At 53.0% G+C, this 24,172-nt stretch carries 25 protein-coding genes; 2 read left to right on the forward strand and 23 right to left on the reverse strand.

What is annotated here, in order from left to right; translation table 11 throughout:
* Positions 1–2: 2 nt before the first annotated feature.
* The 12 genes from QBD29_RS10175 to QBD29_RS10230 form a co-directional block, all read right to left on the reverse strand.
* A complete protein-coding gene (locus QBD29_RS10175; RefSeq protein ID WP_280100953.1) occupies positions 3–455 on the reverse strand; it encodes a cytochrome c-type biogenesis protein CcmH in 453 nt (150 codons plus the stop codon).
* Positions 455–2,437: a heme lyase CcmF/NrfE family subunit gene (locus QBD29_RS10180; RefSeq protein ID WP_280097984.1), complete on the reverse strand. Its 1,983-nt coding sequence runs from the start codon at positions 2,435–2,437 to the stop codon at positions 455–457. The genes QBD29_RS10175 and QBD29_RS10180 overlap by 1 nt, the downstream gene beginning before the upstream one ends.
* Positions 2,438–2,522: 85 nt before the next feature.
* Positions 2,523–3,005, reverse strand: coding sequence for a holin family protein (locus QBD29_RS10185; protein ID WP_280097985.1), 483 nt, complete (start codon positions 3,003–3,005; stop codon positions 2,523–2,525).
* The gene (locus QBD29_RS10190; protein ID WP_280097986.1) at positions 2,996–3,607 is read right to left on the reverse strand and encodes a holin-associated N-acetylmuramidase; all 612 of its coding nucleotides are present in this window, start codon (positions 3,605–3,607) and stop codon (positions 2,996–2,998) included. Before QBD29_RS10190 ends, QBD29_RS10185 begins: the two co-directional genes overlap by 10 nt.
* A gap of 77 nt (positions 3,608–3,684) precedes the next feature.
* Positions 3,685–4,125, reverse strand: coding sequence for a cytochrome c maturation protein CcmE (gene ccmE / locus QBD29_RS10195; protein ID WP_280097987.1), 441 nt, complete (start codon positions 4,123–4,125; stop codon positions 3,685–3,687).
* On the reverse strand, positions 4,112–4,945 hold the full coding sequence (locus QBD29_RS10200; protein WP_280097988.1) for a YihY/virulence factor BrkB family protein: 834 nt from the start codon (positions 4,943–4,945) through the stop codon (positions 4,112–4,114). Before QBD29_RS10200 ends, ccmE begins: the two co-directional genes overlap by 14 nt.
* Entirely contained in the window at positions 4,945–5,976 is a 1,032-nt protein-coding gene (gene argC, locus QBD29_RS10205) for an N-acetyl-gamma-glutamyl-phosphate reductase (RefSeq protein WP_280097989.1), read from the reverse strand. The genes QBD29_RS10200 and argC overlap by 1 nt, the downstream gene beginning before the upstream one ends.
* A gap of 98 nt (positions 5,977–6,074) precedes the next feature.
* Positions 6,075–6,887, reverse strand: a complete 813-nt coding sequence (locus QBD29_RS10210; RefSeq protein WP_280097990.1) for an aspartate/glutamate racemase family protein — start codon at positions 6,885–6,887, stop codon at positions 6,075–6,077.
* Positions 6,887–7,288 carry a hypothetical protein gene (locus QBD29_RS10215; RefSeq protein WP_280097991.1) on the reverse strand — a complete coding sequence of 134 codons (402 nt, stop codon included), beginning with the start codon at positions 7,286–7,288 and terminating at the stop codon, positions 6,887–6,889. The genes QBD29_RS10210 and QBD29_RS10215 overlap by 1 nt, the downstream gene beginning before the upstream one ends.
* Positions 7,289–7,393: 105 nt before the next feature.
* Entirely contained in the window at positions 7,394–7,897 is a 504-nt protein-coding gene (gene rpsI, locus QBD29_RS10220; RefSeq protein ID WP_280097992.1) for a 30S ribosomal protein S9, read from the reverse strand.
* A complete protein-coding gene (gene rplM / locus QBD29_RS10225) occupies positions 7,894–8,361 on the reverse strand; it encodes a 50S ribosomal protein L13 (RefSeq protein WP_280097993.1) in 468 nt (155 codons plus the stop codon). Before rplM ends, rpsI begins: the two co-directional genes overlap by 4 nt.
* Before the next feature lie 162 nt (positions 8,362–8,523).
* Positions 8,524–8,943, reverse strand: coding sequence for a PaaI family thioesterase (locus QBD29_RS10230; protein ID WP_280097994.1), 420 nt, complete (start codon positions 8,941–8,943; stop codon positions 8,524–8,526).
* Between the two features lie 69 nt (positions 8,944–9,012).
* Here QBD29_RS10230 and QBD29_RS10235 point away from each other — a divergent pair, with 69 nt between their 5' ends.
* The gene (locus QBD29_RS10235) at positions 9,013–9,807 is read left to right on the forward strand and encodes an enoyl-CoA hydratase (protein WP_280097995.1); all 795 of its coding nucleotides are present in this window, start codon (positions 9,013–9,015) and stop codon (positions 9,805–9,807) included.
* 9 nt (positions 9,808–9,816) lie between these two features.
* Here the strand turns inward: QBD29_RS10235 and QBD29_RS10240 are convergent, their stop codons facing one another.
* The 7 genes from QBD29_RS10240 to recA form a co-directional block, all read right to left on the reverse strand.
* The gene (locus QBD29_RS10240; protein ID WP_280097996.1) at positions 9,817–11,304 is read right to left on the reverse strand and encodes a carboxypeptidase M32; all 1,488 of its coding nucleotides are present in this window, start codon (positions 11,302–11,304) and stop codon (positions 9,817–9,819) included.
* Between the two features lie 14 nt (positions 11,305–11,318).
* Complete coding sequence (gene ctaA, locus QBD29_RS10245) at positions 11,319–12,455, reverse strand: heme A synthase (RefSeq protein ID WP_280097997.1); 1,137 nt, start codon at positions 12,453–12,455, stop codon at positions 11,319–11,321.
* An 86-nt stretch (positions 12,456–12,541) separates the two neighbouring features.
* Positions 12,542–13,315: an RNA methyltransferase gene (locus QBD29_RS10250; RefSeq protein WP_280097998.1), complete on the reverse strand. Its 774-nt coding sequence runs from the start codon at positions 13,313–13,315 to the stop codon at positions 12,542–12,544.
* A 6-nt stretch (positions 13,316–13,321) separates the two neighbouring features.
* A complete protein-coding gene (locus tag QBD29_RS10255) occupies positions 13,322–13,606 on the reverse strand; it encodes a DUF1330 domain-containing protein (protein WP_280097999.1) in 285 nt (94 codons plus the stop codon).
* Complete coding sequence (locus tag QBD29_RS10260; protein WP_280098000.1) at positions 13,606–13,890, reverse strand: DUF1330 domain-containing protein; 285 nt, start codon at positions 13,888–13,890, stop codon at positions 13,606–13,608. Before QBD29_RS10260 ends, QBD29_RS10255 begins: the two co-directional genes overlap by 1 nt.
* A gap of 2 nt (positions 13,891–13,892) precedes the next feature.
* Positions 13,893–16,544 carry an alanine--tRNA ligase gene (gene alaS, locus QBD29_RS10265; RefSeq protein WP_280098001.1) on the reverse strand — a complete coding sequence of 884 codons (2,652 nt, stop codon included), beginning with the start codon at positions 16,542–16,544 and terminating at the stop codon, positions 13,893–13,895.
* Positions 16,545–16,674: 130 nt separating this feature from the next.
* A complete protein-coding gene (gene recA / locus QBD29_RS10270) occupies positions 16,675–17,763 on the reverse strand; it encodes a recombinase RecA (protein ID WP_280098002.1) in 1,089 nt (362 codons plus the stop codon).
* 229 nt (positions 17,764–17,992) lie between these two features.
* Between recA and QBD29_RS10275 the strand changes: the two genes are divergently transcribed.
* On the forward strand, positions 17,993–18,592 hold the full coding sequence (locus QBD29_RS10275; RefSeq protein ID WP_280098003.1) for a sulfotransferase family 2 domain-containing protein: 600 nt from the start codon (positions 17,993–17,995) through the stop codon (positions 18,590–18,592).
* Here QBD29_RS10275 and QBD29_RS10280 read toward each other — a convergent pair.
* From QBD29_RS10280 to lipA, 4 genes are all read right to left on the reverse strand, one after another.
* Positions 18,589–20,364, reverse strand: coding sequence for an ATP-binding protein (locus QBD29_RS10280; RefSeq protein ID WP_280098004.1), 1,776 nt, complete (start codon positions 20,362–20,364; stop codon positions 18,589–18,591). The two genes, QBD29_RS10275 and QBD29_RS10280, sit on opposite strands and share 4 nt — an antisense overlap.
* 69 nt (positions 20,365–20,433) lie before the next feature.
* Positions 20,434–21,606, reverse strand: coding sequence for an RsmB/NOP family class I SAM-dependent RNA methyltransferase (locus QBD29_RS10285; RefSeq protein ID WP_280098005.1), 1,173 nt, complete (start codon positions 21,604–21,606; stop codon positions 20,434–20,436).
* A complete protein-coding gene (gene guaB / locus QBD29_RS10290; protein ID WP_280098006.1) occupies positions 21,607–23,061 on the reverse strand; it encodes an IMP dehydrogenase in 1,455 nt (484 codons plus the stop codon). It abuts the gene before it with no gap.
* 153 nt (positions 23,062–23,214) lie between these two features.
* On the reverse strand, positions 23,215–24,168 hold the full coding sequence (gene lipA / locus QBD29_RS10295; protein WP_280098007.1) for a lipoyl synthase: 954 nt from the start codon (positions 24,166–24,168) through the stop codon (positions 23,215–23,217).
* Positions 24,169–24,172 lie beyond the last annotated feature (4 nt).

The following is a 24,172-nucleotide window of genomic DNA, read 5'->3' on the forward strand; positions in this document are numbered from 1 at the left end:
TTTCACTGGTCGAGCAATTTGGCCAATCGGTCCGCTTCTTGTTTGCTGAGCCCTTTGTCTTTTTCTTCGGGGCGCTGGCGACGACGAATATAGTAAAACGAGACCCAAGCACCGCCCAAAAACAGCAGTGGTCCTGCCAAGTACAGGATTGCGTTTTTGGCAGAAAACGGTGGCTTTAGCAGAACGTATTCCCCGTACCGCGCCACGATGAAATCACGAGCTTCGGCATTGCTATCACCAGCCACAAGGCGCTCACGCACCAAAAGCCGAAGATCGCGGGCAATATCGGCGTTTGAACTGTCGATGTTTTCGTTGCGACACACAAGGCAGCGCAATTCTTTGGACAATTCGCGCGCCCGTGCTTCGAGCATTGGATCATCCAAAACTTCGTCGGGCAACACTGCAAACACGGGCGTCGCCAAGAGACACAAAGACAAGATCAGTCCGCGAAACATCATTCGGCGGCCTGCAGGGATGCGTTTGATTTTGCACGGGTTGGCGCGGCCACACGATAACGTCGATCTGTCAGGCTGAGCGCGCCGCCAAGGGCCATAACGATACACCCGATCCAAATCCACGCCACAAACGGTTTGATATACGTATGGACGGCCCAGACCTCTCCGTTACGATCTTCCCCAAGGGAGATATACACATCCCGAAACAGAGTGCTGTGAATGGCGGCTTCGGTGGTGGGCATACGTTGAACGGGATAGAACCGTTTTTCTGGGGTCAGAACCCCAACTGCATTGCCGTTCTTTGACACAGAAATCGAACCAACTTGCGCAGTGTAATTCGGCCCTTTGGTGTTTTCGACCGCATTGAACACAAATTCATATTGCCCAAGCGTATAGCGATCCCCAATTGCAGCGGTGCGAATGTCTTCTTGTTCCCATGCGGTAATGGCGGCAATGCCAAACACCATAAACCCAAGGCCTGCATGGGCGACGGCTTTGCCCCAATCAGACCGCGGCAAGTTGCGCAGACGGCGCAAAACTTCGGGCAGTGACGCGGTGGTGTACCGCGCCCGGATCAACAGATCGAGGATCGCACCCATGACCAACCACGCCGCCAATGCCAGCCCAAATGGGGCCAACATACGCCCGCCTGTTTGCAAAGACCAAACCAAAACGCCAAGCGCAACAGACAGGGCCAGCGCCCCGCGCAAGTGTTTGATAGATTTACCCACATGCGCACGCTTCCACGGCAAGATCGCCCCAATGGGCAGCAGCATGCACAAAACCACCATAAACGGCGTAAAGGCAGCATCAAAAAACGGTGCCCCGACAGAGAGTTTTCGCCCCGAAATTAGTTCTGCAAGCAGGGGCCAGATCGTGCCAAAGAACACCACACCTGTGGCCACAACCAACAAAAGATTGTTAATCACCAATCCGCTTTCACGGCTGAAAAACGAAAACACTGCGCCGGTTTTCATCTGCCCTGCCCGCGCCGCATACAGCGTTAAGGCCCCGCCAATCGCCACCGTCAGAATGGCCAGAATGAACACACCGCGTTCTGGATCATTGGCAAAAGCATGCACCGAAGTGATGACGCCAGATCGCACGATGAATGTACCGATCAAGGAAAAGGAAAACGCAAGGATCGCGAGCAGAATGGTCCAGCTTTTCAGCGCATCGCGTTTTTCCACCACGATTGCAGAGTGCAACAGCGCCGCCGCGATGAGCCACGGCATAAAGCTAGCGTTTTCAACAGGGTCCCAGAACCACCAACCGCCCCAGCCAAGCTCGTAATAGGCCCACCAAGAACCAAGCCCGATCCCAATGCTGAGCGTGACCCATGCCAACAACGTCCATGGCCGCACCCACCGTGCCCATGCTACGTCTACCCGGCCTTCGATCAATGCGGCAACCGCAAAGGAAAACGACATCGAAAGGCCAACATAGCCTAGATACAAAAACGGCGGATGAAACGCGAGCCCAGGGTCCTGAAGCAGCGGGTTTAGATCGGCCCCATCAAGCGGTGGGTTCGCCAGCCGCAAGAAAGGATTAGAGGTGAAAATCAAAAACGCCAAAAACGCCGCAGATATCATCGACTGTACAGCCAAAACCCGTGCTTTCAGGGCCATTGGCAGGTTCTGCCCGAACAGTGCCACCAACGCGCCGTAGAACACCAAAATAAGGATCCATAGCAGCATGGACCCTTCGTGATTGCCCCAAACACCTGTCACTTTATACAGCATTGGCTTGGCCGAATGCGAATTTCCTGCCACCAAATTGAGCGAGAAATCCGATACCACAAAACTGTAGGTAAGCGCGGCAAAGCTGATGGCGATTAGGATGAATTGCGACATGGCCGCCCCATCCCCAAGCCGCATCCATCCTGCCCAATTTTTCTGCGCCCCGATCAGCGGAATCACAGATTGCACGCAAGCAATGACAAACGCGAGAACAACGGCGAGGTGGCCAATTTCTGCAATCATGAGGCTGCCTTTGATGGTTTAATTCACCATATAGCAGGGCCGCACCTACCAACAATCCAAAAGTAAGTGCGCTTTGTCGCAGCGTTTACCGCTCGCCCCCATCATTGCGCCAATCTGTTATGGCAGGGTTGTCTGTGTCGTCTGGTGGCGCTTTACGTTTATTGCGCAGTATTCGTGGTCTTTTTCGCTGTGATGCCGTGCGCACGTAATGCAACTCTCGGGCCCCGAAATAGAAGGACACAATCGCCCCAAGCAGCCACCATAATTCGCGCGGTACGGTGTTCAGGCCCGCCATACGGCGTGAAAACCCGTCGGGATTGTACATGGCAAACACAAACAGCCCAACTGCCCCAAGCGCCAAAATGGGACGGGGCAAACGATTGAGCCCGTCGATCACATTGTTAAACCACGTGCCGCGCCCTCTGCGAAACTCTTCGCCAAATTGTTCGAGCGCGGCGGAGTGTTCCAAATGTTCAAACTCGGCGTTTTCGGTTTTGTTGACAACAAACACTTCGGCCACATCTTTGACCGCCTTGCCGAGCCCAAATATATCGCGGATCACCCCCATTTTGCGCACCTCTTTTTGTGTTCAGCCAATGTCAGATGGTATTTTTGGGAAATGAACTCTTCGGCCCGTTTGATCCACCCGCCTTTGCCACCAGATCGTGATCGCGCATATTTTCGCGAGGCAGGACGCCGATCTGCAAGCGCGTAATAGTAATTACGCCGTGCAATGCCATAAGCATCGACAAAGTGTTTAGGAGCACTGTGAAACGCGTCTTGCACCGCTTTCAACGAATTTGGCCCCAACTGCCCGTCTACAACTACAGGATGGCCAAACTGCGCTAGGGTGCGCTGCAAAATTTTCACCGCATTGCCCCCTGCGTTGACGTACATGTCAAATACGCTGGCCTGTAAGGGGGCTGGCAGCTCCCCAATACGCGGTTTGTTGAAATAGTGGGTTTTAAAAATTTCCACCGCTTCGTTTTCACTCAGCGCTTTGACATCATGGGCATCCACCTGCCCGTCCTGAGTCAAATCCAACCCCAATCGGCGCATCGTATGGATTGTCACGCCGTATTTTGTCGCCCCCCCTGGATCGTCGGGGTCGTTTACATAGCCCCCTTCACGGCGAACAATTTCGCGGGCAATGTCATCAACGGTTTGCATGGTGTCCTCGCAGTTGAACGATCAAAACCGCGCAACCATGCAAAACTTTTGATAATTTTAGGTAAGACCAGCGAACGCTACTCTGTTGCGGGTTTGAACACGCCTTGCTTTTTCAACGCATCGGCCACTTCTTTTGGCATGTATTCTTCATCATGCTTTGCCAAGATTTCATCGGCTTGGAACACACCATTTTCCAGCGCCCCGGTTGCGATCATGCCTTGGCCTTCGGTGAACAGGTCTGGCACAATGCCTGTGAAGGTGACGGGCAATGTTGCGCCTCCGTCCGTGACAGAAAAGGAAATTGTTGCACCAGACTGCTCAATGGAACCCACTTCGACCAATCCACCGATGCGTATGACTTTGCCATCTTGTGGTTGCTTTTCCACGATGTCACTTGGGCTGTAAAAATATTGAAACGCATCCCCTGCCGCAAAATAAATCGCGATGAAGGCTGCGGCCAAACAGGCAAAGCCCAAGCCAATCAATTGAATGCGGCGTTGTTTTTTAAGACCTGCCATGCTGCGAAATCCTGTAGCGTGCCAAAGCGGCGTTTAACTCTGCTCCAAATAGTATGATCGCACCAGAAAAGTACAGAAACAGCATCGTGATAACGATCCCTGCCAGCGCACCATATGTAATGGAATAGGACCCAGAGTAGGCCAGATAAAACGATAAGCCTGTGGCCATTATCAACCATGTCAGCGTTGAAAACAGCGCACCTGGCCAACGGGGAAACCCTTGGGCATGGTTGTTTGGTAAAAACCAATGTAGAAGCCACATCAAAACATAAAACACAACAATTCCAACGGCATATCGCATCAAGGTGATGTTTGTGGGGATATCCCACTGTGTAAAATCTTCGATCAGTTTGATCAAACTTGGCGCCAATAAGATCGACAACCCAAGCACAACAGCCCCGATGGCCGACACGATCACCACGATCAAGGCTTTGGATTTTCGCAACAACCAAACCCCTGTATCCCGTTCACCATAAATGCCGTCAAAGGCGCGGTTAATTGCCTCAACTGCGCGCATGGCCGCCCAGATCGCCAATACAATAAATAGCGTGAACAGGCCGTGATCGTGGGCTAATACCTCTTCCAGTGCGGGGCGTAACACTTCGGCTAAATAAGTGGGCGCAAATTCGAACAAAACGCCCACCGCCTCGGCACTGCGTTCATCGCCAATGGCCCAGCCTGTTAGGGACACACAAAAGATCAGAAACGGAAAAATCGCCAGAAGCATGGAATAAGCGATGTAACCTGCCTGCATATCACCGCCACGGGCCAAAAATGCGCCAAACGCATCCCGTGGAACGGTAATAAGCGGATGATCCATCACGGGAACAGTGGTGCCATTGTCAGGCCCATGGTTTCAGGCAGCCCAAGCATCAAATTGGCATTTTGAATGGCTTGTCCTGATGATCCTTTGGTCAGATTGTCGAGCGTGGAAAACACCATAACACGACCGGGCTTGCGATCTGGGATAACCCCTAAATGGCAATAGTTCGATCCACGAACATGTTGCGTTGCGGGCGCTTCACCAAAGGGCAGCACATAAACGAATGGCTCTTCATCATATTTCGCCTTGAGCGCCCCATAAATCGCATCCGCGTCCCCTTTGACGTAAACGGTCGCAAGGATACCTCGGTTTTGCGGTAACAAATGCGGGGTGAATGTCACTTCGACGGGTTGCCCTGCAATCAGGCTCATTTCCTGATCAAATTCGGCCAGATGACGGTGCGCTGCCACGTTATAAGCACGGTATCCTTCTGACACTTCGGAATGCAACATGCCTTCCTTTGCACCGCGCCCTGCCCCAGATACGCCCGTGGCAAGGTCGATCATAATGTCATCTGGTTCGATCACACCTGCCGCCAACAAAGGCAGCACAGGCATGAGGCCCGTCATGGCGTTACAGCCCGTGCCCGCCACCAAACGCGCGGATCTAATCTGGTCGCGGTAGTATTCGGTCAGGCCATAAACAGCCTCTTTTTGCAGGTCTTGTTGCGTATGTTCGCCGCCATACCATTTTGCATAAACATCAGGATCGCGCAGACGGAAATCTGCGGACAGGTCCACGATTTTCACGTTTCTGGGCAATTTGCCGATCACCTCTTGGCTGGTGGCGTGGGGCAATGCGCAAAACACCATGTCGATTTCGCTGAAATCCACTTCGGCAATCGTGGTGAGTGTGGGCAAGTCAAGATACCGCAGGTGTGGGAACACTTGGCCATACGCCATACCCGCCTTACGATCTGCCGTAAGCGCTTTGATTTCCATTTGCGGGTGGGTGGCAATCAGGCGCACCAATTCAGCGCCCGTATAGCCAGAAGCCCCCAGAATTGCGATGTTTTTAGACGTTGTCATGGCCGTCTCCTTCAAAGTCATACGTGATTTACGCCAATGCGCAGTGCCGCGCAATCAGCCGTTTCAAGAGCGTGAGGAATTTCGGTGTTTGAGCCGCGTTATACGCTGTCAAACACCAGTTTTCGGCCAATAAATCGCGTGGCAGCGGTGCCAACCACATCTGGGTCCCCAGATGTTAAGCATCGCGTTTCGCCTGCTGCCCCCACCATATCGGGATGGCGTTGCAGGTAATCTTCTAAACTTGCGGCCGTTAGGCGGCCTTGGGAATAGACGGACACATCAGGGCCAAGCGCATCTTGGAACACCTTCTCCAAAATCGGATAGTGCGTACAGCCAAGGACCGCCGCTTGTGGGTTTGGCATCCGCCGTTTTAGAGCCGCCACATGGGAGCGCGCCAAGGCTTCAGCCAGTTCCAAGTCATTATCCTCCAGCGCATCTACAAGGCCGCCGCAGGGCTGCGCCTCTACGTCCACGCCGACGGCGCGAAAGGACAGCTCCCGTTGAAATGCGCGGCTGGCAACGGTTGCGGGGGTGGCAAACAGGGCCACTTGTTTGATCGCCACTTCGCGTGGTGGGGATTGATCGCCCCAATTGCGCTCTGTCATGGCCTCGATCATCGGAACAAACACGCCCAGAACACGTTTATCTTGAGGAACCCAGTTTTCCTGCATCCGTTTCAGCGCCACCGCAGATGCAGTGTTACAGGCCAAAATCACCAGATTGCAGCCCTCATCAAACAGCCGGTCACAGGCTCGCGTGGTGATATTGTAAATGTCATCCGCATCGCGCACCCCAATGGGCGCAATCGCGTTGTCCCCGAAATAAACCAAAGGCTGCTCTGGCATCCGTTTACGGATCGCTTCAAACACGGTCAGGCCGCCAAGGCCGCTGTCAAACACACCAACTGGCATCAGTTTTGACCCGTTTTTTGGCACCGCGCCATAAAGGCCGAGCTGAAACCATCAATGACAAAGGTCCGCACATAAGACGCTGATCCGTCTGCGTTTTTGTAGAAAGACGACGATGTGTGTCCGCCCCTGTTTTGGTAGTCAATCACGTGCGTCAGAAATGAATTTTCGTCCTGATGCGTAATGTTCAAAATGTTCGGCTTTTGCAGAACCTCGTACTGAACCTCGGCAGTTGTTTCCAGCCAACGGATGGTAAAGCTGAAAAAGTCTACGTCTTGTTTCTCGGTCCCGCTGTAAACAGTGTTGTCAAAATCCAGACATTCATACGTATCCCCAATGCCCGCCTGCACTTGATGGCCCGCCATACAGAGCGCAATCGCAAAAGCAGCGTGAAAAAGTTTCATCGTTTAATCCTTTTCTATCAGCGTAACACCGTTGATCCCGACCCGCACAAAGAAAAAGGGCCCACGCGGTTGCGCAGGCCCTTTCCAAATTCCGATATGGAAAGTTTAACGCTTGGAGAACTGGAAGCTACGACGCGCTTTGCGCTTACCGTATTTCTTACGTTCTACAACACGCGCATCACGTGTCAGGAAGCCAGCGGCTTTCAATGGGGCACGCAAAGTTGGTTCATAAAGCTGCAACGCTTTAGAAATACCGTGCTTAACCGCACCCGCTTGGCCAGAAAGACCACCGCCTTTAACTGTACACATCACGTCGAATTCGCCAACAACGCCAGCAACTTCGAAAGGCTGTGCCAAGATCAGGCGCAGTACAGGACGTGCAAAGTAAACTTCTTGGTCACGACCATTTACAATGATCTTGCCTGAACCAGGCTTAACCCAAACACGGGCAACCGCGTCTTTACGTTTACCAGTTGCATAGGAGCGGCCCAATTCGTCGCGAACTGCTTCGCGTGTCACAGGCGCTGCTTCTGTTGCAGCTTCTACAACCATGTCAGATGCTTCTACAGCGTCTTTCAAGTCGTCCAAGGATTTGATTTCGTCGCTCATGACTGGCTCCGCGTGTTTTTAGGGTTCATCGCTTTTACATCGAGAACTTCAGGGTTTTGCGCCTCATGCGGGTGCTCTGCACCAGCGTATACACGCAGGTTTGTCATTTGCTGACGGGACAATGGCCCGCCTGGCAACATGCGCTGAACCGCTTTGGTCAACAGACGCTCTGGGAATTTACCCTCAAGGATCTGACCAGCTGTGCGCTGCTTGATCCCGCCTGGGTGGCCAGTGTGCCAGTAGTGAATTTTGTCTGTGCGTTTTTTACCAGTCATCTGCACCTTATCGGCGTTGATGACGATAACATTGTCGCCCATATCCATGGACGGCGTGAAAGACGCCTTGTGTTTACCACGCAGACGCATTGCCACGATCGATGCCAAACGGCCCAACACCACGCCTTCGGCGTCGATGATGATCCATTTTTTGTCGATGTCAGCAGGAGTAGCTGAGAAAGTTTTCATCGGATTAGTCCCATTCAGGAAGTGAAAACGAGACCCGAAGGCCTCGCTGTAATTCTGAGTGTGCTTTTAAAGGGTTGTGCGCCCATGTCAAACGTCATTTACCGCAATAAAATGTTTAAAAACAATGTGTTAAAATTATGGTATTATTTTACCCCAACCAATTTAGTCCTTAGGCGGGATCGAATAGGTGACATTTGCATGGGCCACGGGTTTTTCCATACCTTCAGAAAACAACAGCACATCCCCTACCGCGAGCGCCTTGCCTAGTTTAAGCAACCGTGCCTTAGCGATCAAATCTTTGGGTGCAGGTTTGCGCATGAAATCAATGGAACAATTGGTTGTCACCGTCAGCGCCTTCGGCCCGACATTGGCCAAAATGATCAAGTAAAAACAAACATCCGCCAATCCAAACATCGACGGGCCCGATACTGTGCCGCCGGGCCGCAGGTGTTTTTCGCTTACTTTCAGGCGTACAGTGATTTCGTCTTCTGACAATTCTTCAATGGCGAAGTCGTCGCAGACTTGTGGAAAGACGTCTTTGAGGAAGACATCCAGATCCTTGATTGTCATTTTAAGCGCCATAGTCTTTCCCTGCTTGATCCTGTTGAGTAAGGTCTGATCGAAATTTAAATCTCAGACAAGAGAAAAGCCATGACCGAAGACATCCTGATCCGCGAAGACGTGGGGGCCGTTGCCACCCTTACCATGAACACCCCAAAAACGTTGAACGCGCTGTCCGAAGACATGATCGACGCGCTGCAAGCCCAGTTCGATGATCTGATGACTGATCACAGCACTCGCGTTGTGATCTTGCGCGGCACTGGCAAAGCGTTTTGCGCGGGCCATAACCTCAAGGAAATGACCGCCGCGCGTCAGGCAGAAGATGGGGGCAAGCAATACTGGCTCGATCTGTTCGCCAAATGCACCAAGATGATGACCAGCATCCCGAAACTGCCCCAACCCGTGATCTGCCAGCCCCACGGCTTGGCCACCGCCGCTGGGTGTCAGTTGGTGGCCAGCTGCGATATGGCTGTGACGGATACAGAAACAAAATTTGGCGTAAACGGCGTGAATATCGGTTTGTTTTGTTCCACCCCAATGGTGGCTTTGTCACGCAACATCCCGCGCAAACAGGCATTTGAAATGCTCACCACAGGTAATTTCATCACAGCAGCAAAGGCGATGGAATTGGGTTTGGTGAACCGCGTGGTTGATGCGGCAGAATTAGAAGCGGAAACAAACGAACTCGCCACTCTTGTCGCATCAAAACTCGGCGCGGCCGTGAAGGTTGGCAAACAGGCGTTTTACGAACAAATCCAAATGCCCCTGCTTGATGCTTATGCCTATACGGGCGAAGTCATGGCCGACAATATGACCTTCCGCGACACCGAAGAAGGCATCGCAGCCTTTTTGGAAAAGCGTCCACCAGAGTGGACGCAGGACTGAATTTAATAATTAAAGTCCATAAATCTCCCCAAACTTCGCGTTCAAATACGCCAACAGTGGTGCTGCGGTTGGTGCGTGACCAACGGCGCGTTTTATGGTTTCGCGCGGTTCGTACAGACTACCGTGTTGATGGATGTTTTCACTCAGCCACGCCAAGGCTTGTGTTGTATCCCCCTGCCCCAAATCATCTTGCAGGTTCGGCACGTCCACAGACATTTTGTCGAACAATTCGCCCGCATAGATATTGCCCAAGGAATACGTCGGGAAATAGCCGAACAGGCCCACGGACCAATGCACATCCTGCAACACACCGTTGGACGGTTTGTCGACGGGATAGCCAAAATCAGACAGGAACCGCGCATTCCACGCCTCTTCCAAATCCGCCACTTCCAAATCGCCCGCGATTAACTGGCGTTCCAGATCAAACCGCAGTGACACATGCAGGTTGTACTGTACCTCATCCGCTTCGGTGCGGATAAAGCCACGGTTCATTTTGTTCACAACGCGGTAAAAGGTTTCGGCGTCATCAATGCCGAAATCGCCAAACACATCGCGCATACGGCGGTACAAATACCCTGTAAACGCGCGGCTGCGGCCCAGTTGGTTTTCCAAAATGCGGCTCTGACTTTCGTGGACACCCATGGAAACGCCCCGCCCTAGCATCGACAACCCCATGGTCTGATCGATCCCTTGTTCATAGGTGGCATGGCCCACCTCGTGAATGGTGGAATAGAAACAATTGAAAGGGTCTTCTTCGGACACACGCGTGGTGATGCGCACATCGTTAAAGCTGCCAGATGAAAACGGATGGACAGAAAAATCGAGCCGCCCACGAGACCAATCGTATCCAAAGGCGCTCGCCAGTTCATGTGCGATCATGGTTTGCTGATCGCAGGAAAACTGCCCTGATAGGGTAGGAATGTTTGTGCCGCTTTCAACCGCTTTGGCGCGGAGTTCGACCAAACCCTCGCGCAATCCGCCAAGCAGCGCGGCCAGTTCCGATTCTTGCATACCAGGTTCGTAATCTTCCAGCAGCGCGTCATAGGGATTGCCGCCGTCTGCAAGGGCCGCTGCTTCTTCGCGACGCAGGTTCAAAACTTCGGTCAACACACCCTGAAAGGCGGAAAAATCGTCGTTTTCCCGTGCTTTTGCCCAAATTCCTTGTGCTTGCGATGTGACACGCGCAATTTGTGTGGCCAATGCGCTTGGCACTTTGGATTGGCGTTCAAATTGGCGGCGGATAAGGCGCACGTTTGCTGCCTCTGCTTGGGTCAGGTTTTCGGCGTTTACAGCATCCAGCCAATCCGCAATGCGCGGATCGGTGCGCTGTGCATGGCTGACCTTTTCAAGCGTGCTCATCCATTCGGATCGCTGTGCCGCAGACCCAGATGGCATGATCGTTTCTTGATCCCAACCCAAAAGCCCCGAAATCTGCCCAAGGGCAACAACATCACGGAAATGTTCAGACAGGGCAGCATAAGCGGAATTTGAAGTCATCAAATAAACCTTTGTTATCTAAGCGTTTGCGCTTTTGGATAGAGCGCTGAAAAACGGGCGTGCAAAACACTGACAATCACAATAATGGCGCCGAGTTGATGCAGGATCGCCCATTGCCAAGGTGCTGCGTTCAGAACCGTGATGATCCCCAACACCATTTGCGCCAAGACAGCTGCCAAGACCCAAACGAATGCACGCCGTGTGGCAACAATAGCCGAGCTGCGCGATGAATACCACAGGTAGAGCGTCACTAAGAGCGTGATATACCCAAGTAGTCTGTGATTGAACTGGACCAACGCGGGGTTTTCGAAAAAGTTTGACCAGAACGGCTCGTAATCAAAACTCTCAGACGGTAGGAATTCCCCATTCATCATCGGCCAATCAATATAGCCGCGACCCGCATCAATACCCGCCACCAATGCTCCGCTAAGAATTTGCACAAAGGCCAACACCAACAACATCGTGGCCAATGTCACAAGACGTTTTTCCTGCCCGCGGCGCGCTTGAAACAACTCCATTTCTGAACGCTGTAACTGCCATGCGAACCAAGCCAGTAAAGCCAGAATGACAAACGCCAATCCCAGGTGAGTTGCCAATCTATAAGACGCCACATCAAGCATGCGCCCGCTTAGACCAGAGGATACCATCCACCAGCCAATGGCCCCTTGCAATCCACCTAATGCCCCGACCAGAACCAAACGCCCTGTCCATCCCTTCGGGATTTGGCGGCGCAACAGGAAATAGAAAAAGCCAAGTGCCCACACCAGCCCAACAATGCGTCCTAATTGACGATGCCCCCATTCCCACCAATAGATGACTTTGAATTCAGACAGGCTCATGCCTTTGTTTTGGATTTGATATTCTGGGATTTCTTTGTATTTCGCGAACTCTTCCTGCCACACGGCTTCGCTCATTGGGGGGATCGCGCCAGTCACTGGTTTCCACTCTGTGATCGACAAACCACTGTCTGTCAGTCGGGTCAAACCACCGACGATAATCATCGCTGCGACCAGCGCAAACAAAACCAGCAACCACGCCGCTATGGCGCGTCGCGCGCCTGTTTTTCCTGCATCAATCAAGCCGCCTTTCGGGGCTGTTTCGGCAGGTTTATCCGTGGCGACGTCTTCGAAAATGCTGCGTTTGTTGCTCATGCTCGGCCTCTTTCACTTCGTGCTTCAACCTAGGGCGCGTTGAGTGGTGTTTCAACGGCCAAACGGTCGCGCCTGCGGATGCTGCTTTAGCGTGATTTTGGGTGCTTTTCGGCAAGGGATTTGATGATCCCGTGGAACACGCGCACGTCTGCTTCTGTCAATGGCAGGCGGGAAATCATGTTGCGCAGGGTCGTGATCATGCTTTCGGCTTTATGGTCGGGCCAAAAGAACCCCACACTGTCAAGCCGCGCCTCAAGCACTTCGGTAAGTTTTTGAATTTCAATGGCTTCAGCCCGCCGTGTGCCAGCCATTTCCAACACTTCAGGCATCACATCCGCCCCGTGGCGGCGCCATTCATAAGCCAACAGCAGTACACATTGCGCAAGATTCAGGCTCGCAAAAGCTGGATTCACCGGCACAGAGATAATTGCATTTGCGCGGGCAATATCGTGGTTTTCAAGCCCAGATCTTTCGGGACCAAACAATATCCCAACCTTTTGGCCCTCTGCCACCATGGCACGGGCCTGTTCCATGGCACGTTCTGGTGTAACAACGGGTTTGGTCAGATCGCGCCCTCGCGCGGTTGTCGCAAAAACATAATGCAGATCTTCAACCGCCTGCGCCGTAGTGTCTTTGACCTGCACGTTATCAATCACACGGGCCGCCCCAGAGGACATCGTGACCGCTTTTTGGTTCGGCCACCCATCACGTGGATTAACGATACGCATCCGCTCAAGACCAAAATTCCACATGGCGCGGGCCGCCGCACCAATGTTTTCGCCCATTTGCGGCTCGACCAGAATGATCGCAGGCTGTGGCCCGCTCCAGTCTTCGGCCTTGGCGTGATCCGTCCCTGACATGAGTGTTTAAACGCCTTCAACCAGAACAGCGGTGCGATTGGAATTGGCCAGAGCGATCGGCAAAATGGCCTGGTATTCATCCGAATTGTAAAAGGTTTTTGCCGCATCCATGCTTTCAAATCGAATGATCACATTACGGTCGGCGCCTGTGCCTTCGATCCATTCGCAAGCGCCCCCTTTCACAAGGAACTCCCCACCAAATTTCTCCGCGCAGGCAACGGTTTGGCTGGCGTATTTCATGTATCCATCAAGGTCAGTTACCTCGATCTGTGCAATCATATATGCGGCCATTACACGCCCTCCACGAACAGGTAATCCCGCTCTGCCGCAGGCAAACCATGGGCGAGCGCTGCTTGATAGTCAGGGCTGTCATAAAACGCCTGTGCCGTTTCCATATCTGGCCACTCGATGATCACGTTGCGCGCACGTGCTTTGCCTTCGCGCACCACGGTTTCACCGCCACGGGCCAGAAACTTGCCACCAAACTTCTCTACCGCAGGGCCAGCCAGAACAGCGTATTTGCCGTATTCTTCGTCATCATGCACATCAATGTGCGCCATAGTGTATACAGCCATTTCTAGCCCTCCAAAATCTTGCGCACAGCCTCAAGCGCCGTATCTGCGTTATCCGCAGATGGTCCGCCCGCTTGCGCCATATCAGGGCGTCCACCGCCCCCTTTACCACCGAGCGCCTCGGCAGCGGCTATCACCAGATCGACGGCAGACAAGCCATCCGTCAAGTCATCCGTGACACCTGCCGCAACGGCCGCTTTGCCACCCGCACCAGAAATCAGCACGATTGCACCGCTTTCCATGCGGGATTTGTGCTCGTCAATCAAACCGCGCAGGTCTTTGCCTGGCACATCTGCAAGAACCTGCCCCAAGAACGGGATACCATTAATGGTTTCTGTATCCGCCCCACCGCCAGCGCCGCCCATAGCAACCTGTTTACGCAACTCGGCAATCTCGTTTTGCATAGCTTTGCGTTCGTCTTGCAAAGCTTTGATCCGCGCGGGCACTTCTGCTGCTGGCGCTTTCAGCGCCAATGCAGCTTCGGCCAACAGATGATCTTGCGCACGCAAATAATCTTGGGCTGCCTGCCCTGTCAGTGCCTCAATACGGCGCACACCAGAACTGCTCGCGCTGTCACCAAGGGCCACAAACGCGCCGATGTCACCCGTGCGCACAACATGCGTCCCGCCACACAGTTCGAGCGAATAAGTGTTTCCATCCGTGCCTTTGCCAGAGCCGTCTTCGCGCCCCATGGACACAACACGCACTTCATCGCCGTATTTTTCACCAAACAACGCCTGCGCACCCAAATCGCGCGCCTCATCTGGCGTCATGATCCGCGTTTCCACTGGCGTGTTTTGGCGGATGTAAGCGTTCACGTCCTTTTCCACCTGCGTCAGTTCATCCGCAGTCAGGGCTTTGGCGTGGCTGAAATCAAACCGCAAACGATCATCCCCGTTCAGCGACCCGCGCTGTGCAACGTGATCGCCAAGAGCCACACGCAAGGCTTCGTGCAACAAATGTGTTGCCGAATGGTTTGCGCGAATGGCACTGCGCCGTGCGTGATCCACGATCAGTTCCGCATTATCACCTTTGGCAATTGTGCCTTCGGATACTTCGCCAATATGAACGAATGCACCCGCTTTTTTCTTAACGTCAGTGATGGTTACAACGCCACTTTCAGTTTTCAAAACGCCCGTGTCACCAACCTGACCGCCGCTTTCCGCGTAAAACGGCGTTTGGTTCAAAACGATATTCACCGATGCGCCCGTTTCGACGGCATCCACAGGTTTTCCGTCCACGACCGCAGCAACGATCTGGCCTTCGGCCACTTCGGTATCATAGCCAAGAAATTCGGTCGGACCGTGTTCATCGACCACATCAAACCAGATGCTTTCGTCCACCGCACCACCAGCGCCCGTCCATGCGGCACGGGCCTTGGCTTTTTGCGCCTCCATAGCATCATCAAAGCCAGCGGTGTCCACATCAACACCTTTTTCGCGCAGCGCGTCCTGTGTCAAATCAAGCGGGAACCCATACGTGTCGTACAATTTAAACGCGGTTTGCCCATCGAGCGGCTTACCCTCTGGCAGGCCCTCAAGCTCCGCATCCAGCAGTTTCAACCCTTTATCCAGTGTCTTTTTGAAGCGTGTTTCTTCTAGCAAAAGTGTTTCTTCGATCATGGATTGCGCACGGCCCAATTCGGGATAGGCCTGCCCCATCTGGCGCACCAGTTCAGGAACCAAACGGTGCATCAACGGATCCACTGACCCCAGCAGATGCGCATGACGCATGGCGCGGCGCATGATGCGGCGCAGCACATAACCACGACCTTCATTTGAGGGCAGAACACCGTCAGCGATCAGGAATGACGTAGAGCGCAAGTGATCCGCAATCACACGGTGATGCACGTTCTGATCCCCATAAGGATCAACGCTCGTGCCGTGTGCAGATGCTTCGATCAGCGCCTTAAACAGATCGGTGTCATAGTTGTCGTGCGAGCCTTGCAGCAGTGCCGCAACCCGTTCGATCCCCATGCCTGTATCAATGCTTTGTTTTTCGAGCGCTTCCAATCGGCCGTCAGCAAACTGTTCGTTCTGCATGAAAACGATGTTCCAGATTTCAATGAACCGATCACCGTCCTCTTCTGGTGAGCCGGGAGGTCCGCCCCACACATGGTCGCCGTGGTCATAGAAAATCTCGGTACATGGACCACAAGGGCCAGTTGGTCCCATGCGCCAAAAGTTGTCATCCGTGGCAATACGGATGATGCGCTCTTCTGGCACGCCAATCTTTTTCCAAATTCCAAAGGCTTCGTCGTCCGTGTGAAAAACGGTCACGTACAAGCGAGATTTTTCGATGCCAAAGTCTTTGGTGATCAATTCCCATGCAAACTTAATCGCGTCCTCTTTGAAATAATCGCCAAAAGAGAAATTCCCCAGCATTTCAAAGAACGTGTGGTGACGCGCGGTATAGCCCACATTATCAAGATCGTTGTGTTTGCCCCCTGCCCGAACACATTTTTGCGCGGTGGTCGCACGCACATAATCGCGGTTTTCAGCGCCCGTGAACACGTTCTTAAACTGCACCATGCCCGAGTTAACGAACATCAATGTCGGGTCATTGCGCGGCACAAGTGGAGAGCTGTCAACGCGCGCGTGTCCGTTCTTTTCAAAGTAAGAAAGAAAAGTGGAGCGGATATCGTTTACGCCAACCATAGTATGTGCCTTTGTGTCGGTGGGTTTGGGTTTAAACGCGGTTATACCGCGCCTGTCGCAACTGTCCACAGCACAAACAAAAACGCCGTGGATTTGCAGCCACGGCGTTCTGAGTGAATTTTAGCGTTTATTACGCTTCCAAAACGTCGTCGCTGTCATCTGCAGCGGCGGCTTCGGCTTCTGGTTTTGGCATATCGAAATCGAGCCCATGGGACGCGCGAATTTTATCTTCGATCTCCCATGCAACGCCAGGGTTTTCTTTCAGGAAGTTCTTCGCGTTTTCACGACCTTGGCCGATGCGTTGATCCCCATAAGAGAACCAAGAACCTGATTTTTCAACAATGCCCGCTTTCACGCCAAGGTCGATCAATTCGCCCCGTTTGGAAATGCCTTCGCCGTACATGATGTCGAATTCCACCTGTTTGAACGGCGGAGCCACTTTGTTTTTCACAACTTTCACGCGGGTGGCGTTGCCCACCACTTCGTCGCGATCCTTGATGGCGCCAATACGGCGGATATCCAGACGCACAGAAGAGTAAAATTTCAGCGCATTGCCGCCTGATGTTGTTTCAGGCGAACCGAACATAACACCAATCTTCATCCGAATTTGGTTAATAAAGATCACGGTGCATTTGGATTTGCTGATAGAGCCTGTCAATTTGCGCATAGCTTGCGACATCAGACGGGCCTGCGCGCCCACTTGGTGGTCGCCCATATCCCCTTCGAGTTCTGATTTTGGCGTCAGCGCCGCCACAGAATCGACCACAACCATTGAAACCGCACCAGAACGCACCAGCGTATCTGTGATTTCAAGCGCTTGTTCACCCGCGTCTGGCTGTGAAATCAGCAGTTCATCCAGATCAACGCCAAGCTTTTTCGCATAAGTTGGATCAAGCGCGTGCTCCGCATCCACAAACGCACATACGCCGCCTGATTTCTGCTCTTCCGCAATGGCGTGCAGGGTCAGCGTTGTTTTACCAGAGCTTTCAGGGCCATAAATTTCAATAATGCGCCCTTTTGGGATGCCACCAATACCAAGCGCGATGTCCAGACCGATGGAGCCAGTAGACGTGGCCTCAACATCCATGACGGCATTGTCGCCCAGTTTCATGATGGAGCCTTTGCCGAACTGCCGCTCAATTTGGCCGAGCGCAGATTCGAGTGCTTTTTGCTTATCCATTGACTTTCTTTCCGTCATATCGAGTAGGTTCGTCGCCATATTTCGTCTCCGTTATTTCACATTGCCTTAGGCTCGGCAATCGCTGCTGGTGTGTTTCGAACCTAGGTTCGGGGATTTTAAATGTTCGCCTCTTGTTCTCAGTCCACTGTATGAGAACAAAAAGCAAACATTTCAAGTAAAATTTTTCAATTCCACAATTCGCTAGGAAGGTTTATGAATGGTAAAGAGTAGTGATTTTTGTAATTTGCGGCAGGGTAAATAGCCTAAGATGATGGTTTTCCTCAAAGAAAAATTGGTTTTCTTTGCCACCCCGAAAACGGCGTCCACGTCGATTGAAATGGCACTTGGCACAACCTGCGACATCCGAATCTCTAAGGTTCCAAACGCCAAACACACGCCTTACCGAAAATACCAACGGATGTTGGAACCTTTCATCATGACCCTGACAGGCGATGAACCTGATACGGTTGCGGTTATTCGCGAACCAATCGACTGGCTTGGCAGTTGGTATCGCTATAGATCGCGTGATGAATTGAAGGGGGCAAAAAACTCTACCGCTGGCGTTTCATTTGACGCCTTTGTTGAAAGTTACCTGTCGGATTCCCCGCAGCCCTTTGCTCGCATCGGATCTCAAGCGAAATTCATGTCTGACAAAGATGGCGAAGTCGGCATGAGCCATTTGTTCCGATACGAGGACATGGATGGGTTGGTGCGGTTTTTGCAAAATCGTTTGGGCAAACAAATTCAATTGGGCCGCGCCAATCAATCCCCAAAGGCAGAGCTGACCCTAAGTCCAAATTTGCGCACAGAATTAGAAACGGCCCTTGCGGCGGATTACGATATCTACAACCGTCTTCGCCACGACTAATCCGCCAATTCTCGTACCATTTCGATCAGCTGTTTCAGGGAAAATGGCTTTGGCAGGAACCTTGCATTTGAAATCTCACCATATTTGGTGGTGAAACTTTCTTCAGCATAGCCAGACACAAATATCACTTTCACATCTGGCCTATCTGCTTTGGCCTGAGCCACCCATGTTGGCCCATCCATACCAGGCATCACAACATCCGTGACAATGATATCGACAAACAGATCAGGGTCGGACAATTTTTCCAGCGCCACTTCGGCAGAGTCCGCTTCGGTGATGCGCACCCCTTGCATGGCCAACGCACGGGACGCGAAGGTGCGCACAGGGGCTTCGTCTTCAACCAACAACACCGATAATCCGTTCAGTGACGTTGGCGCACCTGTGCGCGTGTCGGTTTTGGGTTCAACAGGCGCGGATGTGCCTTCGTGCGCTGGCAACAGGATGGTAAACTCCGATCCCTTTCCCACTTCGCTATCGGCAAAAATGAACCCGCCTGTTTGTTTCACAATCCCGTACGCCATCGACAGGCCCAGCCCTGTGCCCTCCCCCACATCCTTAGTAGAGAAAAACGGTTCAAATATTTTTTCCAGGTGTTTGGCACGAATACCGCAGCCCGTATCCTGCACTGTGATGGTCACATAGGTGCCTTTGGGCACAACAACACGGTTCATGCGCTTACTGGATTCAAACACTTGCGTATCGCTACGAATGGTCACTTCGCCGCCATCAGGCATCGAATCCCGCGCGTTCACTACAAGGTTCATGATCACCTGTTCGAGCTGGCGTCCATCGACAAACGCACGGGGCAAATCCTTGCCGTATTCGGCAACCAACTGCACTTTTTCGCCCAGCAATCGGCTGAGCAGATGGGTCAATTCGGACAACGTGTCATTCACCGAAAGAACCTGCGGCGTAAGCGTTTGTTTGCGCGAAAACGCCAGCAATTGGCCAACAAGCGCCGCCGCCCGATTGGCGTTTTGATTGATCTGTACCAAATCCGCGTGATCCTGATCGCCCTTTTCATGGCGCAACAACAACAGATCGCAGTACCCCGATATGGCGGTCAGCAAATTGTTGAAATCATGGGCAACGCCTCCTGCAAGTTGCCCAATCGCCTGCATCTTTTGGCTTTGCACAAATTGCGCTTCTAAGGATTTCAATTCGGTCGCATCGGACAACGTTGCAATCAAACCGCCCTGCCCATCCACGGGGGGCGGCATCAAAGACACCTGCAAAATGGCCTCCGTTTTGCTGCGCTTCACCTGCACCATTTCTGGTTTGCAAATCACATCATTGTCCCGCGCGGTTTGCATCCAAACCCCGACGCTGCGGCCTAACCCTTCGACAAGGGTTTCAAAGGGCGGCGTTTCGGCGGTTTCAAGGCGCAAAAACCCGCGCGCCGCCGCATTGGTTTGCCCAACACGGCCATCACGATCAATATGAACCATGGCGATAGGCAAGCGATCAAACAGGTTTTGAATTTTCTGCGCGATCTGCTGTTCCGTAATCGCATCAATCTGGGGGGTATCTTCTTGGATCGGGATATCAGGCGCTGGGCTTTGCACAACGTCCGTAGGGTCAAACGCAAGGTCATCTGCCCGCGCAGCAGCCATGCGCCGCGCCAAAGTCACGAGGACAAAGCCGCTGATGAAGGCCAGCATTCCAAATCGAAGCGTGGCATCCGGCATTGCCCAAAACAAAAACAGGCTTGCCCCAATAATCCAAATCATCGCCACAGGTGTGACGAAACGTGAAATCTTTATGGAGTTCATAAAGCCTCCCTCGGCTAAACGATGAAACTCCACCCCCTTTTCGCGCCTAAAGTACTAACAGATTAATTTTTACACGCCAGAGTTGTTTTTGAGGATTGCCACATAAAACCCATCTCCGGGCTCATTTACGCGGTAACTTTGATCGTCGACCAAAGAAAATGCCGCGTTTTGCGCCAAAAAGGCATCCACCTGCTCCCGATTTTCCCGCGCAAACACAGAACATGTCGCATAAACGAGGGTTCCATTTGCTTTGACGCATTTGGCCGCCTTGTTCAAAACTGCCGCTTGGATGCCTTGTAATTCTTCCAGCCGATCGGGCGCTAAGCGCCATTTCCCTTCGGGATTGCGCCGCCATGAACCAGCCCCTGAACAAGGTGCATCAACCAGCACCAGTTCGTATTGCGCAGATCGTGGTTCAGCTGCCAAAACGCGTACCCGCGCCCCTGCTCGTTTGGCCCGTTCTTTCAACGGCTCCATCCGTGCCGCGCTAATATCCCATGCGTCAATGGACGCGTTTGGTGCGGCGGCAGCCATGGCCAGTGTTTTACCACCGCCCCCTGCGCAGTAATCAAGGATCGGTCCATCAGCGGGCAAATCGAGCCTGTTTAAAATGGCCTGGGATGCTGCATCCTGCAATTCGATGTAACCACCTGCAAAGGCTTTTGACCCTGCAACGCGGCGCGGGTTTTCGCGTACTCGCAATGCGGTGGGCACACCATCAACGGCGTCCACTGCAATACTGTCAGCGGCCAACATCGCAATGGCGTTTTCTATTGTTGTTTTGCTGATATTCACACGCAAATCAACGGGCGCGCGTTCGCTCATGGCCGCGCAGCTGCGTTCAAAATCTGCCCCTAAATCGGCCTTCAAGATATCGGCAATCCAGTCAGGAAAATTGTCAGACGCCTGCCCACCGACTGCCTGTCCAAACGCCGCAGTTTCGGCGTCACTCAAAGGGTCAGGGGCATAACCTTCACCAGAAAACACCGAGTTTGGATCAGTATCACCAGCCACGCAATGCCCCAATGCCAAGGCGCGCCCGCCGTCAAATCCTGCAGACTTGGCAAACCGGCCTTGATTGCGCAGACAGTCAAATACGATATCGCGCACCGCTGCGCGATCTTTACTGCCCGCATACCGATTTTTTCGCGCCCAGTTGGACAGCAGTTTTTCAACAGGTTCCCCAGCCAAGAACCCGTCTAAAACCCCAATCGCAGCGGCGTAGCGTGCGGCAGGTGTCATTTATCCAATCCGATAATTTGGACTTTCGCGGGTGATTTGCACGTCATGCACATGGCTTTCTTTCAAACCAGCCCCCGAAATTTTCACAAATTTGCAGTTTGTTTTCATGTCTTCGATGGTCGCGCACCCTGTATAGCCCATGGCCGCACGTAGACCACCGATCATCTGGTGCAACACTGTTCCTGCTGGCCCTTTGTAAGGCACCTGCCCTTCGATGCCTTCAGGTACTAGCTTTTCTGCACTGGCTTCTTTCTGGAAATACCGATCCGCAGACCCCTGCGCCATTGCCCCAACAGAGCCCATGCCACGGAACGATTTGAAGGAGCGCCCTTGATACAGGATCACTTCGCCTGGGGCTTCATCCGTACCGCCGAGCATTGAGCCAACCATCGCACAGGATGCGCCAGCGGCAATCGCTTTGGCAAAATCGCCCGAGAATTTGATGCCGCCATCGGCGATCACAGGAATGCCTGTTTTGGCCCCCTCTTCGGCGCAATCATTAATCGCGGTCAACTGAGGCACACCCACACCTGCCACAATACGCGTGGTACAAATGGACCCTGGCCCAATGCCCACCTTGACCGCATCCGCACCCGCATCAATCAATGCACGGGTTGCTTCGGCGGTGGCGACATTGCCGGCAACCACTTGGACAGAGTTGCTGGCTTTTTTGATCCGTTCCACCGCTTGGGCCACACTGGCGGAATGGCCATGCGCCGTATCAATCACCAACAAATCAACGCCCGCGTCGATCAACTGTTCAGAGCGTTCAAACCCGTTGTCCCCAACAGTCGAGGCCGCACCAACGCGCAAACGCCCCTTTTCATCTTTACAAGCATCAGGGTTCAGCACGGATTGTTCGATGTCTTTGATGGTCAACAGCCCTGTGAGTTTATTGTTTTCATCAACCACCAACAGCTTTTCAATACGTCGCGCGTGCATCATGGATTTCGCCTCGGCCAAATCCGCAGGCTCGCGCAAAATCGCAAGGTTTTCCCCTGTCATCATTGTGGCCACCGGCGTGTCATCCGCGCTCGCAAAACGCATATCGCGGTTGGTGACGATCCCCAGAACACGCCCTTTTTCATCCACAACAGGAAACCCAGTAACACGGTATTTGGCCTGCAATGCCTTGGCATCCCCCAGCGTTTGGTTGGGCGTCAGAGTGATCGGATTATACACGATCCCACTTTCAAACCGTTTCACGCGCCGCACCTGTTGTTGCTGTTCATCAAGCGTAAGGTTGCGGTGTAGGATCCCCATGCCACCCGCCTGCGCCATTGCAATGGCCATGCGCGCTTCGGTCACTGTGTCCATCGCAGAACTTAACAGGGGAATGTTTAGCGGAATGCTCTTTGTCACAAACGTGCGTGTGTCTGCCGTTGCGGGCAACACCTCGGACGCGCCGGGCACAAGTAAAACATCATCAAAGGTAAGGGCCTCACGAATCTCCATTGCATTCTCCTGCTGGAAGTCTCTGTGTTGCCAATGCCCTATCCCACGAGATGGGATAAATGGAAAGGGGGTAGCGTATGAATTGCCACAGCTTTTTCGTCGCGGCCCTGCTTTTGAGTATTTTTAGAACAAAGAAACCTAAAGGCGGCTCGCCTAAGCGCGGCCCAACGCCTTCATCCGTGCATCGCGCAAACGCGCAAAGTCATCCCCCGCGTGATAGGACGAACGCGTCAGCGGCGTGGCGGACACCATCAGGAACCCTTTGCCATAAGCCGCTTTTTCGTAGGATGCGAATTCTTCGGGCGTTACAAACCGATCCAAAGCATGGTGTTTGGGGGTCGGTTGCAGATATTGGCCAATGGTCATGAAATCAATGTTGGCCGCCCGCATGTCATCCATCACCTGAATGACGGATTGTTTGTCTTCGCCCAAACCCACCATGATACCAGATTTGGTAAACATTGAAGGATCGAGTTCCTTGACCCGTTGCAACAGGCGCAGGGAATGGAAATACCGCGCACCAGGGCGCACTTCGGGGTAAAGCCCCGGAACCGTTTCAAGGTTATGGTTGAACACGTCTGGGCGCGCTTCCACCACGACTTCTAAGGCGCTGTCATCGCAGCGAATGAAATCGGGCGTCAGAATTTCGATTGTCGTGTCTGGGGATTGTTTGCGAACCGCTCGTATGGTTTGGGCAAAATGCTCTGCGCCGCCATCGGCCACATCATCGCGGTCTACAGATGTGATCACCACATGGTTCAGACCCAACTTTTTCACCGCTGCGGCTACACGGCCCGGTTCAAACACGTCCAAAGCTTCGGGCGGTTTCCCCGTTGCGATGTTACAGAACGTACAGGCCCGCGTACAAACCTCGCCCATGATCATCATTGTGGCGTGCCCTTGGGACCAGCATTCCCCCACATTCGGACAGCCCGCTTCTTCGCAGACGGTCACCAGTTTGTTTTCGCGCATGATATCGCGGGTTTCAAAATACCCTTTAGATGTGGGCGCTTTGACCCTGATCCAATCGGGTTTGCGCGGTTGCGCATTGTCTGGCTTGCGCGCCTTTTCAGGGTGGCGCTGGGCGGAGATTTTCAGATCACGCATAGGG

It is taken from the genome of Amylibacter sp. IMCC11727 (assembly GCF_029854195.1).
In the GTDB taxonomy this organism is placed as follows: domain Bacteria; phylum Pseudomonadota; class Alphaproteobacteria; order Rhodobacterales; family Rhodobacteraceae; genus Amylibacter.

Bases quoted from the DNA above. Each gene is read 5' to 3' on its own strand.
- rpsI (WP_280097992.1), bottom strand. From the start codon at position 7,897: ATGAGCGACGAAATCAAATCCTTGGACGACTTGAAAGACGCTGTAGAA.
- QBD29_RS10215 (WP_280097991.1), bottom strand. From the start codon at position 7,288: ATGAAACTTTTTCACGCTGCTTTTGCGATTGCGCTCTGTATGGCGGGC.
- QBD29_RS10185 (WP_280097985.1), bottom strand. From the start codon at position 3,005: ATGGGGGTGATCCGCGATATATTTGGGCTCGGCAAGGCGGTCAAAGAT.
- QBD29_RS10190 (WP_280097986.1), bottom strand. From the start codon at position 3,607: ATGCAAACCGTTGATGACATTGCCCGCGAAATTGTTCGCCGTGAAGGG.
- QBD29_RS10200 (WP_280097988.1), bottom strand. From the start codon at position 4,945: ATGGATCATCCGCTTATTACCGTTCCACGGGATGCGTTTGGCGCATTT.
- guaB (WP_280098006.1), bottom strand. From the start codon at position 23,061: ATGGAGATTCGTGAGGCCCTTACCTTTGATGATGTTTTACTTGTGCCC.
- QBD29_RS10235 (WP_280097995.1), top strand. From the start codon at position 9,013: ATGACCGAAGACATCCTGATCCGCGAAGACGTGGGGGCCGTTGCCACC.
- QBD29_RS10275 (WP_280098003.1), top strand. From the start codon at position 17,993: ATGATGGTTTTCCTCAAAGAAAAATTGGTTTTCTTTGCCACCCCGAAA.
- rplM (WP_280097993.1), bottom strand. From the start codon at position 8,361: ATGAAAACTTTCTCAGCTACTCCTGCTGACATCGACAAAAAATGGATC.
- QBD29_RS10280 (WP_280098004.1), bottom strand. From the start codon at position 20,364: ATGAACTCCATAAAGATTTCACGTTTCGTCACACCTGTGGCGATGATT.
- alaS (WP_280098001.1), bottom strand. From the start codon at position 16,544: ATGGTTGGCGTAAACGATATCCGCTCCACTTTTCTTTCTTACTTTGAA.
- QBD29_RS10175 (WP_280100953.1), bottom strand. From the start codon at position 455: ATGTTTCGCGGACTGATCTTGTCTTTGTGTCTCTTGGCGACGCCCGTG.
- argC (WP_280097989.1), bottom strand. From the start codon at position 5,976: ATGACAACGTCTAAAAACATCGCAATTCTGGGGGCTTCTGGCTATACG.
- QBD29_RS10255 (WP_280097999.1), bottom strand. From the start codon at position 13,606: ATGGCCGCATATATGATTGCACAGATCGAGGTAACTGACCTTGATGGA.
- QBD29_RS10285 (WP_280098005.1), bottom strand. From the start codon at position 21,606: ATGACACCTGCCGCACGCTACGCCGCTGCGATTGGGGTTTTAGACGGG.
- QBD29_RS10230 (WP_280097994.1), bottom strand. From the start codon at position 8,943: ATGGCGCTTAAAATGACAATCAAGGATCTGGATGTCTTCCTCAAAGAC.
- QBD29_RS10240 (WP_280097996.1), bottom strand. From the start codon at position 11,304: ATGACTTCAAATTCCGCTTATGCTGCCCTGTCTGAACATTTCCGTGAT.
- ccmE (WP_280097987.1), bottom strand. From the start codon at position 4,125: ATGGCAGGTCTTAAAAAACAACGCCGCATTCAATTGATTGGCTTGGGC.
- QBD29_RS10210 (WP_280097990.1), bottom strand. From the start codon at position 6,887: ATGCCAGTTGGTGTGTTTGACAGCGGCCTTGGCGGCCTGACCGTGTTT.
- lipA (WP_280098007.1), bottom strand. From the start codon at position 24,168: ATGCGTGATCTGAAAATCTCCGCCCAGCGCCACCCTGAAAAGGCGCGC.
- ctaA (WP_280097997.1), bottom strand. From the start codon at position 12,455: ATGAGCAACAAACGCAGCATTTTCGAAGACGTCGCCACGGATAAACCT.
- recA (WP_280098002.1), bottom strand. From the start codon at position 17,763: ATGGCGACGAACCTACTCGATATGACGGAAAGAAAGTCAATGGATAAG.
- QBD29_RS10260 (WP_280098000.1), bottom strand. From the start codon at position 13,890: ATGGCTGTATACACTATGGCGCACATTGATGTGCATGATGACGAAGAA.
- QBD29_RS10250 (WP_280097998.1), bottom strand. From the start codon at position 13,315: ATGTCAGGGACGGATCACGCCAAGGCCGAAGACTGGAGCGGGCCACAG.
- QBD29_RS10180 (WP_280097984.1), bottom strand. From the start codon at position 2,437: ATGATTGCAGAAATTGGCCACCTCGCCGTTGTTCTCGCGTTTGTCATT.